This window comes from Curtobacterium sp. RIT-PI-V, assembly GCF_025642935.1.
GTDB lineage: Bacteria > Actinomycetota > Actinomycetes > Actinomycetales > Microbacteriaceae > Curtobacterium.
This window is the reverse complement of record NZ_JANZKM010000037.1, coordinates 16,609-28,671: the sequence shown is the minus strand read 5'-3', so window position 1 is coordinate 28,671 and position 12,063 is coordinate 16,609. Positions and strand designations below refer to the sequence as shown.

The 12,063-nt window shown below is 68.3% G+C and carries 9 protein-coding genes; 5 read left to right on the top strand and 4 right to left on the bottom strand.

What is annotated here, in order from left to right; genetic code table 11:
• A partial coding sequence (locus OGL88_RS18125) for an Ig-like domain-containing protein (RefSeq protein WP_263092184.1) occupies positions 1-1,525 on the bottom strand: 1,525 nt, incomplete at its 3' end.
• Positions 1,526-2,564: 1,039 nt separating this feature from the next.
• On the opposite strand from OGL88_RS18125, the gene dnaK reads away from it, so the two are divergent.
• From dnaK to OGL88_RS16555, 4 genes are all read left to right on the top strand, one after another.
• Positions 2,565-4,427: a molecular chaperone DnaK gene (dnaK, locus tag OGL88_RS16570; protein ID WP_263054993.1), complete on the top strand. Its 1,863-nt coding sequence runs from the start codon at positions 2,565-2,567 to the stop codon at positions 4,425-4,427.
• A complete protein-coding gene (locus OGL88_RS16565) occupies positions 4,428-5,069 on the top strand; it encodes a nucleotide exchange factor GrpE (protein ID WP_111085448.1) in 642 nt (213 codons plus the stop codon). It begins immediately after the preceding gene.
• A 23-nt stretch (positions 5,070-5,092) separates the two neighbouring features.
• Positions 5,093-6,100: a DnaJ C-terminal domain-containing protein gene (locus tag OGL88_RS16560; RefSeq protein WP_263054994.1), complete on the top strand. Its 1,008-nt coding sequence runs from the start codon at positions 5,093-5,095 to the stop codon at positions 6,098-6,100.
• A gap of 125 nt (positions 6,101-6,225) precedes the next feature.
• The gene (locus OGL88_RS16555) at positions 6,226-6,636 is read left to right on the top strand and encodes a heat shock protein transcriptional repressor HspR (RefSeq protein ID WP_263092185.1); all 411 of its coding nucleotides are present in this window, start codon (positions 6,226-6,228) and stop codon (positions 6,634-6,636) included.
• Positions 6,637-6,729: 93 nt separating this feature from the next.
• On the opposite strand, the gene OGL88_RS16550 is transcribed toward OGL88_RS16555, so the two are convergent.
• The gene (locus tag OGL88_RS16550; RefSeq protein ID WP_263054996.1) at positions 6,730-9,336 is read right to left on the bottom strand and encodes a hypothetical protein; all 2,607 of its coding nucleotides are present in this window, start codon (positions 9,334-9,336) and stop codon (positions 6,730-6,732) included.
• A gap of 112 nt (positions 9,337-9,448) precedes the next feature.
• Between OGL88_RS16550 and OGL88_RS16545 the strand changes: the two genes are divergently transcribed.
• Positions 9,449-10,591, top strand: a complete 1,143-nt coding sequence (locus OGL88_RS16545) for a class I SAM-dependent methyltransferase (protein ID WP_263092183.1) — start codon at positions 9,449-9,451, stop codon at positions 10,589-10,591.
• A gap of 88 nt (positions 10,592-10,679) precedes the next feature.
• Here the strand turns inward: OGL88_RS16545 and OGL88_RS16540 are convergent, their stop codons facing one another.
• On the bottom strand, positions 10,680-11,510 hold the full coding sequence (locus OGL88_RS16540) for an aldo/keto reductase (protein WP_263054998.1): 831 nt from the start codon (positions 11,508-11,510) through the stop codon (positions 10,680-10,682).
• A 95-nt stretch (positions 11,511-11,605) separates the two neighbouring features.
• The gene (locus OGL88_RS16535) at positions 11,606-12,025 is read right to left on the bottom strand and encodes a hypothetical protein (RefSeq protein ID WP_263054999.1); all 420 of its coding nucleotides are present in this window, start codon (positions 12,023-12,025) and stop codon (positions 11,606-11,608) included.
• Between the last annotated feature and the right edge of the window lie 38 nt (positions 12,026-12,063).

Sequence of the window (12,063 nt, the reverse complement as noted above, 5' to 3'; positions counted from 1 at the left end):
CGTTGCCGGTGCCCTCGAGGGTGAAGTCACGGTTCGGCAGCGACCCACCCTCGGCGGGGGAGGTGAACTGCGGGTCGTTCTGCCCGTAGTCCAGGGTGACGTCCATGCCGTCCGAGGTGGCGTCGTCCACGGTCTGGGTGACGACGAGCCGCTGCTCGCCGAAGCCGACCTTGTTCGGGTCGATCCGCACCTCGTAGCTACCGGTGCTGTTCGCGGTCGTCCGAGCGATCTCCTCGCCCGCAGCGTTCTTGACCACGATGGTCGCGTTCGCCGCGCCCTGACCGCGGACACCGGCCCATGCGGACACGTCCGTGTCGAAGAAGCCCGTCGCCGACGGCGCAGCCGGGCGCGAGTCATCGACGGTCGTCTGCGTGGTGCTGGTCGCGTTGAAGGACCCTTCGACGGCGGTGCCGACGAGCTTGGTGTTCATCGACGAGGTGCCCTCCGCGGCGCCCGCCGGGGTCTCGACCTCGATGTTCCACCGCAGCAGCGACGCGTCCGGCAGCGTCCACGTGCTCGTGCTCGGCTTGAACGTGAAGGTGTAGGTCTTGCCGTCCATTGACAGGTCGCCGTCGGTGAGGGTCGTGGAACGGTTCACCCAGTCCTCACCCGGCTTCCGGTAGCTGCCCTGAATGGTGTCCTGACCCTCGGCGAACGTGGTGCCCTCGGGAGCGGTGAAGGTGACCTTCGCGTCCGGTCGGGACACGCTGCCCTGGGTCGTGAACTGCGCCTCGACCTTCGTCGACGTGCCGCGCTCGAGCGTGACGGCGGTGCCGTCCTTGCCGATGACCGCGGCGGTGTTGATGGTGACCTCGAGGTCCTTCGAGTTGACGACCTCGTCGCCGATCTTCTGCTCGACCTTGAGGTTGTTGACGCCCTCGGTGAGGTCGGTGACCACGAGCTCCCAGTCGCCGCTCTCGGTGACCTCGGCGCTCTGGTCGCCGACGACGATCGTCGCGCCCGGAGTGGCCTTCCCGACCAGCTTCGCCGACCCCGCGTTGTGATCGACTGACTCGACCTCCGCACTCAGCTCACGCTGCGCGACCACGAGGTTCGTGGTCGTCTTGCCCGCCGCGCGGAAGCCGCCCTTGTTGCTGTCACCAGCGAACACGAACCCCATCTGGCCTGCGCCGGCGGGCGCGTCGGAGTCAGCGGTCACGTTGACCATGTACCGGTACTGCTCGGACGCGCCGTGGTTCTCGACCCAGTTCACGTCGAAGGTGATCGTCTTGTCGTCGTTCGACCGACGACCGTTGGTCAGCGGGATGGACGTGACCGGGTTCCACGAGTCATTGCCGACCTGCCGCCACGAGGCGTCGATCCGGGTCTGGCCGTCGAAGGTGGTCCCCTCGGGAGCCGTCAGGGTGACGGTTCCGGTCGTGTTCGCGCGGGACTCGTTGTTCTGCACGATCATCGGGATCTTCGTGGATGCACCACGGGCCAGGTCGATCGGGCCCTGGTCAACACCCACGAGCGTGCCACCATCCACGATGTGGACCGTGACGGTTGCCTCACTGATTTCCACGGTGCCCCTGCGTTGAACAACAGTGAGTTCATTCCCTCCGTCTTTCAAGCCTTCGACCTGCAGAGACCAGTGGCCGGTTTCCTCGACTACTGCGGTCTCTTGACCGATGGCAACGACCAAGCCTGGCACGCCCACTCCAGAGATGACGGCTGATCGTCCGATGTTGTTCACGCTGGCCACAGATGCCGAGAATGCCGAACTGAACTTCCCGATGGTCGGGATTGAATCTGCTTCGTACCCCCGCTGGAAGAGCATGTTGGTTCGGGGTGTGGACGTCGAGAACCACCTGCTCCACTTGACGTTCCGTAGTCCGATCCCCTTGGGGTTATCTTCGCTGAGTGAGTTCTCCGTCAGGTAGAAGTTCTGCCCATCGCTTGCGGGATCACAAGGAGTGAGGGCAGATTCCATCAAATATTCGTATGCTAGAAGGCACATGCTCGGATTCGCGACCGGGCGAACTACGCCGTTCTCTCCGGGAGCTGGAAGAATCCAGTCTTGCGCTTTTGCCTCCGCCTCGGAGAGGGTGTCTGACACGTTTTGGCGGACATATCGACCGTCTGCCGTAGGGGCTGCGTATCGCCCGTTTCCGGGGCGAGTGACGGTCACCAACGGCCCCACCACAAACGAGCCGGAGTTGATCTCTAGGCCTGTCGTCGTAGTAGCAGTTGCTGAAGGCGCGCCAAACGACAATCCTGACACGATGGTGGCAGTGGCCAGACCGGCCGCCCCGATGGACTTGAAGGCCGTCGCGGCCCTCTTCTTGTGAGACATGTGCATCTTTCAGGACAGGCCGCGCGACGGCGGCTGTGCGGGAGGGAAGCACACACGCGACGGCCGGACCGTCGCTGCATGTACATCCAGAATATCACGTGACATACCAATATATGGACAGCGATGCCGCCAGGGGCTGTTCTGTGAGTTGAGTGCGAACGACGCAACTTTGTCCACTCGGTGTTGACGCGCCTCCTGTCCGGAGTAGAGTTGAGTCCATCGGACGCAAGTCCAACGACTTCCGCACCAATCGAAGGAGCATCACCACATGGGACGTGCAGTAGGCATCGACCTCGGAACCACCAACTCGGTCGTCAGCGTGCTCGAAGGCGGTGAGCCCACCGTCATCGCGAACGCCGAGGGCCTCCGCACCACGCCGTCGATCGTCGCCTTCACGAAGGACGGTGAGGTGCTGGTCGGTGAGACCGCCAAGCGCCAGGCCGTCACGAACGTCGACCGCACCATCGCCAGCGTGAAGCGCCACATCGGCACCGACTGGAAGGTCGAGATCGACGGCAAGCAGTACACGCCGCAGGAGATCTCGGCCCGCACCCTCGGCAAGCTCAAGCGCGACGCCGAGCAGTACCTCGGCGAAGACGTCACCGACGCGGTCATCACCGTGCCGGCGTACTTCAACGACGCCGAGCGCCAGGCCACGAAGGACGCGGGTGAGATCGCCGGCCTCAACGTCCTGCGCATCATCAACGAGCCGACCGCTGCCGCTCTGGCGTACGGCCTCGACAAGGGCAAGGAAGACGAGCTCATCCTGGTCTTCGACCTCGGCGGCGGCACGTTCGACGTCTCCCTGCTCGAGGTGGGCAAGGACGACGACTTCTCGACGATCCAGGTCCGCGCGACCTCCGGCGACAACCGCCTCGGCGGCGACGACTGGGACCAGCGCATCGTCGACTACCTGATCAAGAAGTTCAAGGACGAGCACGGCGTCGACCTGTCCACGGACAAGATCGCCAAGCAGCGTCTGAAGGAAGCCGCTGAGCAGGCGAAGAAGGAACTGTCGTCGCAGATGTCGGCGAACATCCAGCTCCCGTACCTGACGCTCACGGCCGAGGGTCCGCTCAACCTCGACGAGACCATCTCGCGCGCGCAGTTCGAGCAGATGACCTCCGACCTGCTCGACCGCACGAAGAAGCCGTTCAACGACGTCATCAAGGAAGCCGGTGTCTCGGTCAACGAGATCGCGCACGTGGTGCTCGTCGGTGGCTCGACCCGCATGCCCGCCGTGGCCGAGGTCGTCAAGTCGCTGACCGGTGGCAAGTCCCCGAACCAGGGCGTCAACCCGGACGAGGTCGTCGCCGTCGGCGCCGCGCTGCAGGCCGGTGTCCTGAAGGGCGAGCGCAAGGACGTCCTGCTCATCGACGTCACGCCGCTGTCGCTCGGCATCGAGACCAAGGGCGGCCTGATGACGAAGCTCATCGACCGCAACACCGCGATCCCGACCAAGCGGAGCGAGACCTTCACGACCGCTGACGACAACCAGCCGTCGGTCGCGATCCAGGTCTTCCAGGGCGAGCGCGAGTTCACCCGCGACAACAAGCCGCTCGGCACGTTCGAGCTCACCGGCATCGCGCCGGCCCCCCGTGGCGTCCCGCAGGTCGAGGTCACGTTCGACATCGACGCCAACGGCATCGTGCACGTGTCCGCGAAGGACAAGGGCACCGGCAAGGAGCAGTCGATGGTCATCTCCGGCGGCTCGTCGCTGCCGAAGGAGGACATCGAGCGCATGGTCCGCGAAGCCGAGGAGCACGCGGCCGAGGACAAGGCCCGTCGCGAGGCCAACGAGCGTCGCAACCAGGCCGAGCAGCTCGTCTACTCGATCGAGAAGCTCATCAAGGAGAACGACGACAAGCTCCCCGAGGACGTCAAGTCCGAGGTGCAGGCCGACGTCGACGCGCTGAAGTCCGCGCTCGCGGGTGAGGACGACGAGGCCGTGAAGACCGCGTTCGACAAGCTCAACGAGTCGCAGGGCAAGCTCGGCCAGGCGATCTACTCCCAGCAGGACGCTGGCGCCCCCGCTGGTGAGCAGCCCACCGCCGACCAGGCAGCGCAGGACGACGAGGACATCGTCGATGCCGAGGTCGTGGACGACGAGGACGACAAGGACAAGAAGTAGATGACGGACCCGAAGGACAACGTCCCCAACGAGGACGAACCCCAGGTCGAAGGGGACGCCACCAACGCGGAGCAGCCGGAGGACCTCATCGAGGCCGAAGGCCCCGACGTCGAGGTCCCGACGGACGCACCGGCAGGGGGTGCCACCGACCTCTCCCCCGAGGACGAGGCACTCCTGGCCGACGCCGCGCGCGGCATCGCCGAGGACAACCTGTCCACCGCGGACCGCGACCTCGTCGCCGAGATGCGTGCCGACATGCTCCGTGCGCAGGCCGAGCTGGTGAACTTCCGGAAGCGCGTCGAGCGCGACCGCGAGGCGAACCGCGAGGTCGCCATCGCCGAAGTGGTGCGGGCTCTGCTGCCGGCGCTCGACGACCTCACCCGGGCCGAGGCCCACGGTGACCTCGCCGAGGGTCCCATGCAGGTCATCGGTCAGAAGATCCGCGGGGGCTTCGACAAGTTCAAGCTCGTGCAGATCGGCGAGAAGGGTGAAGCCTTCGACCCGAACATCCACGAGGCGATCGTCCAGCTCCCGACCCCGGGTGCCACCGGCCAGACCGTGGCGGACGTCGTCGAGCCGGGCTACAAGCTCGGCGAGCGCGTGCTCCGTGCGGCCAAGGTCGCGGTGGCGGTCCCGGCCTGAGCCGGAACGGAAGGTAGGTACCAGTGGCCAGTCAGGACTGGTTCGACAAGGACTTCTACAAGGTCCTCGGAGTGTCGAAGGACGCGTCGGAGGCCGAGCTGAAGAAGACCTACCGGAAGCTCGCGCGGCAGTTCCACCCGGACTCCAACCCGGGTGACACCGCGGCGGAGAACCGCTTCAAGGAGATCAGCGAGGCCTACTCGGTGCTCTCCGACAAGGAGCAGCGTCAGGAGTACGACCAGGTCCGCGCCATGGGCTCCGGCGCCCGCTTCACAGCGGGCGGCGGAGGCCAGGGCGGCGGTTTCGAGGACGTCTTCGGTGGCATGTTCGGGCAGCAGGGCGGGGGCGGACAGCGTGTCCGCTTCGGCCAGGGCGGCCCGGGCGGTGCCGGCGGCTTCGAGGACATCCTCGGCGGGATGTTCGGCGGCGGTGGTGGCTTCGGCCAGACCTCCGGCGGGTACCGCGGCTTCGGTGGGCCGACGAAGGGTCGCGACGTCACTGCGTCGACGACGCTCGACTTCACCACCGCGATCGCCGGCGACACCGTCAAGCTGTCGCAGGGCAACGGTCGCCCGGTGAACGTCCGCATCCCCGCCGGGGTTGCGGACGGCCAGAAGATCCGGCTGCGCGGCCGAGGCGAACCCTCGCCGGATGGTGGCGAGGCCGGTGACCTGGTGGTCGCCGTCACGGTCCGCAAGCACCCGGTCTTCGAGCGCGACGGGCTCAACCTCCGCGTGGACATCCCGGTGACGTTCCCGGAGGCAGCGCTCGGCGCCACCATCCAGGTGCCGACACTCGGCGGCGAGCCCGTCAAGCTCAAGGTCGCTCCCGGCACGCCCTCGGGTCGCGTCCTGCGCGTCAGAGGCCGCGGTGTCGCGACGAAGAACGGAACGGGTGACCTGCTCGCGACCGTCCAGGTCGCGGTGCCGTCGCACCTGTCGGACAAGCAGCGCGAGGCCGTCGAGGCGCTGGCGGAGGTCCTGCCCGACGAGAACCCGCGCGAGGACCTCCTCGCCAAGGCGCGCGACTAGCGTCACGCGACCAGAGCAGTAGACCCGCCCTGGAGGAACGGTGCGGCTCCGTCAGGAAGCCGCACCGTTCCTCCAGACTGGTTCCAGGACCACGCGAACGACGGAAGGAACACGCCATGACCGACATGGACGAGAACTCGCCCGTCTTCGCGATCGCGATGGCGGCGGAGCTCGCCGAGATGCACCCGCAGACCCTGCGGCAGTACGACCGGCTCGGCCTGGTCGTGCCGGGCCGCACCCGGGGTGGGTCCCGTCGGTACTCGATGCGCGACGTCGCGCAGCTGCGTGAGGTCGCGCGGCTCGGCTCCGAGGGCGTCTCGCTCGAGGGCATCCGGCGCGTGCTCGACCTCGAGAACGAGAACCAGGAACTGCGCCAGCGGGTGAGCGAACTCGAGACCGCGCTGGCCGACCAGCTCATCAACCGCCCGGGCGCCCGCGTGTTCGCGGCCACGGCATCCGGTGCCGCCATTTCGTTGAAGGCGGGCTCGCGGCCGCAGCGGAACACGCAGATCGTGTTGTACCGCGGGCCGCGCTGACCGAACCGCACACGCCATGAGCCCCCGGGACCGAGGTCCCGGGGGCTCATCCGTTCGTCAGTGACGGTGTCAGCGTCAGCGTCAGCGTCAGCGTCAGCGGTTCGATTCGATCTGGACGTTCAGGCCCGTGTTCGCGATCTTGCCGCCCTTGGTCCGCTGGTGCGCCCAGAACTGGTAGTCGCCATCCGGCAGTTCCAGCTCGTTCGTGATCGTCCAGCCGCCGTCGCGCACCGCTGCGGAGCCGATCGTCGGGACTTCGTCCGCGCCGACTCCCATGAGGACGATGTGTCCGCCCAGGTCGCCCGTCCCGGTGAAGACGAGGTCGTCGGACGACGCGCGGCTCCCGTCAGCCGGACCGGTGAACGTCGGGGCGTTCGTGCCGTAGTCGAGCACGACCTCGACGGGGTCCGACTCGACGCCGTCACGCTCCTCGGTCACGGCGATCCGCTGTTCGCCGAAGCCGACCTTCGTGGGGTCGATGCCGAGGTTGTAGTAGCCGCGCTCGTCCTCGACGCGGGTCCGTCCGATCTCGGTGCCCGCAGCGTCCCGTGCCACGACGTCGACGCCCGGCGTGCTGATGCCCGCGATGCCCGCCCACTGCGCGACGTCCTCGGGGAAGTAGCCCTCAGCGGACAGCGAGGCGGACTGCACGTGGACGTTCAGCCCGGCGAACGCCACCTTGCCGCCCCTCGTGCGCTGCGACGCCCAGAACTGGTAGTCGCCGGTCGGCAGGTCCAGCTCGTCGTTCTCGATCTGCCAGCGGCCGTCGGCAACCGACGCCGTACCGATCAGCTGCGTCTGCGTGAAGTCGGTCCCGCTGAGCGAGACCGTCCCACCCGTCGTCCCGGCGCCGTCGAAGCGGAGGTCGGTCCCGCCGATCGTCGAGCCCTCGGCGGGGTCGGTGAACGTCGGAGCGTTCTGCCCGTAGTCGAGTTCCGCCGACGTGCCGTCGGAGGTCGTGCCGTCAACGGTCTGCGTCACGACGAACTCCTGGACGCCGGTCCCGACCTTCGTCGGGTCGACGCCGACGTTGTAGGTACCGCTCGGGTCGGTCACGGTGGTGGAGCCGATCTCCGTGCCGTCCGTCGCCTTGACGACGACCTCTGCACCCACCTCCGCGACACCGGCGATCCCGGCCCACTGCGCGATGTCGACGGGGAAGTATCCCTCCGCCGACGGCGCAGCGACGCCGGCGTCATCCTGGGGGGTGAACGAGATGGCCTCCATCACCGAGGTGCGGCCGTCCGCTGTGGTCTGCGTGAAGGTGACCTCGTAGCCGTCCTTGCTCGACAGGTCAGCCTTCGCTTCCCACTCGGCGACGCCGGAGCGAGTCTGCTTCGCCTCGGTGCGGAAGAGCTCCTCGCCGTCCTGGTCCGTTGCGACGACGGCCGCACCGGCTTCTGCGGACCCCGTGAACGTGCGCTCGCCGGGCGTGTACGTGTTCTCCTCGGCGATGCCGTCGACCTGCAGCAGGCGAGGCAGTGCCACGCGCTCGGACGTGGCCGAGTAGCGCTGCCCGTCGAACCCGAGGTGGACGAGGTCGAGCTGCTTGCCGGTGAACTGCTTGCCGATGGTGAAGGACCAGCCGTTGTTGTCCCGCTGGATCGAGGCCACGACGCGATCGCCGTCGAGTACCTGCGTGCCCGCGACGTCCTGGCGCTCCCCGATGACCTGGATCGTGCCGTCCGGCAGGACGTTCGTCGCGCGGACCTCCGGCTCGGTGACCGCAGCGTCGACCGGGAGCGGCTCGAGCTCGACGGGGGCGGGGGCGGATTCGGTACCGTCTTCGGCGATGGCGACGAGGTCCACACGCTCGCCGAGGTGGTCCTGTGGGACAGTTCCGGTGATCCAGCCCTCCGCGATGCGGGTCTCGCCGATCGACGTGCCTGCTGTGTCGCGGATCTCGACGCGGGCGGTCCGCTCGTCGACCGACCCCTGCACGGTGAAGTCGCCGTCGAGGCGGCGTTCCGCCGGCTCGGCCACCGGCGCGGCCGGGGCGTCGGTCGCTGCCGGCGAGAAGACGACGCCCTCGATGACGCTCGTGCGGCCGTCCGGGAGCGTCTGCGTGAAGGTGACCTTGTGGTCGGACGAGCCGTCGAGGTCGGCCTCGGCGGACCAGGAGCCAGCGGCGGTGCGCGCGGACGACGCTTCTACGCGGAACAGCTCCGTCCCGTCCTCGTCGGCAGCGACGATCGTCGCGCCGGCGCTGGCGGTCCCGGCGAACCGCTGGGTGCCGGGGGTGAAGACGTTCTGCTCGCGGAGTCCGTCGACCTGCAGCGTGCGCGGGAGGGCCGTCCGCTCCGTCCGCGTCTTCGTGCCGTCCGCCGCGGTGTGCACGCGGACGAGGTCGAGAGCGTCGTCGCGGTACGTGTCGATCGCGAAGATCTGGAACAACCCGGGACCGGCCGGCCAGTTGCCGATGACCGTCTCTCCGGCGAGCAGGGTGACCTGGTCGCCTCCGGCGGAGCCGAGGACGGCTCGTGCACCGGTCGTGGTGTCGGTGATGCTCATCACGCGCGGGGCGTCGAGTGCGGGGTCGACGGGGATCGCGTCGACCGGCTGGTCCTGCGCGACCGACGATGCCGTCGAGGGAGTGGGCGCGGCCGCAGTGGCCACGGCAGGCGTCAGGAGGCCGAAGCCGAGGGACGCGGTGACGATGCTGCAGACGACTGCAGTGCTCCGGAACGGAGACGGTGCCATGGGGGCTCCTTCTGTGGGGGAACACCACAATATTGATATTCCGTATGCGCGACATGTGAACATGCCGCATGCGATGTGGCTCGAGTTGAAGGGCCACGGATACGCTGGCGCGGTGCCACCGGACTTCGCCGACTTCTTCCGCCGCCGCGACGACGCCGCGGCCGACCTGATCGCGATCGACGGCACGGACCGTTTCATCCTCGACGAGGCCCCGCACGCGCACGGCGACGCGCTCCGGCAACCGGGGGAGGTCGCGGTCGTCGACGACCGGTTCGGGGTGCTGACGCTCGGCGCGATCACCGTCCACGGGGCATCCGACGTCCGGGTCGTGCAGGACTCCCTCATCGGCGTCCGCGCGCTCGAGGCCAACGCCGGGACCTTCGGCCGGCGCGGCTTCCACCACCCCGAGACGCTCGAGCAGGCGTTCCGCGACGTGCGGCTCGTGCTCCTGCGACTCTCGAAGTCGAACGACCGGCTCGACGAGGTCGCGCGGGCGGTCGCCCGCTGGGCCGCCCCCGACGTCGTCCTGCTGTGCGGCGGCGTGACGAAGCACATGCACCTGTCGCAGAACGACGTCCTCCGCCGGTACTTCGGCGATGTCACTGCGTCTCGGGGTCGCGGCAAGTCCCGGTTGCTGATCGCGCAGGACCCGCTCCGCGCCTCGGCCACACGAGCGGATGCGACGAACCCCTGGCCGCGCTCGGTGCACGTCGACGACCTCGGCATGACCCTCGTTGCACACGGCGGGGTGTTCGCCGGGAATTCACTCGACCAGGGCACGCGAGTGCTGCTCGACGCGATGGACGCCGCCGTCCCCAGTGCGCGGGTGGCGGTCGATCTCGGGTGCGGCAACGGCGTCATCGCCAGTGCCATCGCTCGGCGTCGTCCATTGCTCAAGGTGGTCGCGACCGACGTCTCCGCGATCGCAGTCGCCTCGACGCGGGCGACTGCAGCGGCCAACGGTGTGGCCGACCGGGTCCAGGTCGTCCGGACCGACGCGGGCGACGAGCTCGGCGATGGTTCCGCGCAGCTCGTCCTGTGCAACCCACCGTTCCACGCGGACACCACCGTGACCACCGACGCGGCCGGGGCGATGTTCCGGAACGCGGCCACGATCCTCCAGTCCGGCGGTGAACTGTGGTGCGTCTGGAACTCGCACCTGCGCTACCGGCCGGTCCTCGAACGGCTGGTCGGGCCCACCCGACAGGTGGTCCGGACCCCGAAGTTCACGGTGACCGCGTCGCGACGCGGCTGACAGTCCCCGAGGTGGCCGGAACGGCCAGGAGGCGCGGTGCCGTCCGGCACCGCGCCTCCTGGCCGTCAGGTGGTGACGACTCTCGGACCTACGCCGGGACGTAGTCGAACGTGTCCGGGTCCGGCCCCGTCCGGTGCCCCTTGTCGAGCGACGAGATGTCGGTCATGTCGCCGTCGGAGAGCTCGAAGTCGAAGATGTCGAAGTTCTCCTGCACGCGGGCCTTCGTCACCGACTTCGGGAAGACGATGTCACCGCGCTGGATGTGCCAGCGGAGGACGACCTGGGCCGGGGACTTGCCGACGGCGCTGGCGATGCGCGTGATGGTCTCGTCGTCGAGCACGAGGCCCTGGGCGATCGGGGACCAGGCCTCGGTCGCGATGCCGTGCTCGCGGCCGTACGCGCGGAGCTCGTCCTGCGTCAGGTACGGGTGCACCTCGATCTGGTTCACCGCCGGCTTGATCGTCGTCTCGGCGGCGAGGCGGTTGAGGTGGTGCGCCTGGAAGTTGCTCACACCGATGGAGCGGGCGGTGCCGCCGCGGTAGAGCTCCTCCATCGACTGCCACGTCGGGACGAAGTCGACGACGGTGGCGAGCGGCCAGTGGATGAGGAACAGGTCGGTGTAGCCGCCGAGCAGGTCGGCCGACTTCTTGCCGTTCTCCAGCGCTGCTTCGGGGGCGTGGAAGCCGTTGTTGAGCTTCGAGGTGACGAAGATCTCGTCACGAGGGATGCCGGACTCGGCGATGGCCTCGCCGACCTCCTTTTCGTTGCCGTACATCTCGGCGGTGTCGATGTGGCGGTAGCCCACCTCGAGCGCCGTGAGCGTCGCTTCCTTGGTCGACGAGGGGTCGATCTGGAAGACGCCGAAGCCGAGCTGCGGGATGGTCTTGCCGTCGTTCAGGGTGATGTTCGGAACGGTCATGGTGTCATGCAACCAAACGCCCCTCAGCGCGCATTCCGGCAACGTCCAGGATCGGCGGCCCCGGGCGTGCCGCTCGGGACGAGCGGGCCCGCCGGTCAGGACAGCGCGGCGTCGATGTACGCCTGCAGCGCCTGGCCGTAGGCGATCGCGGGGGTCTCGGAGGCGAAGCTCCGGTCGGTGCCGCCGATCGTCGCGGTGACCGTGTAGACGATCCGACCGCCCACCTGCACCCGCGTCAGCCCGATGAACGACGGCCCGAGCAGCTCGCGCAGCTGGTCCTCGCGCGGCAGCCAGAGCGACTCCGACGCGGTCACGGAGTCGAGCGCCCACTCGGTGGTCCCGTTGAACCCCAGGATCGTGCCGGTGGGGGAGTCGTGCCGTTCGACGGTCATCTCGGAGACCGTGTAGACGTCCTCGTCCACCTCGGGCTTGTCGATGACGAACCGGTCGCCCGTTTCGGGGTGCCAGCGCAGGCCGGCGTCGCGGAGGGTCCTGGCGAGTGCAACGGTGATCACGTTCCCACCCTGCACGCGCGGCCCCGCGCTGTCACCAC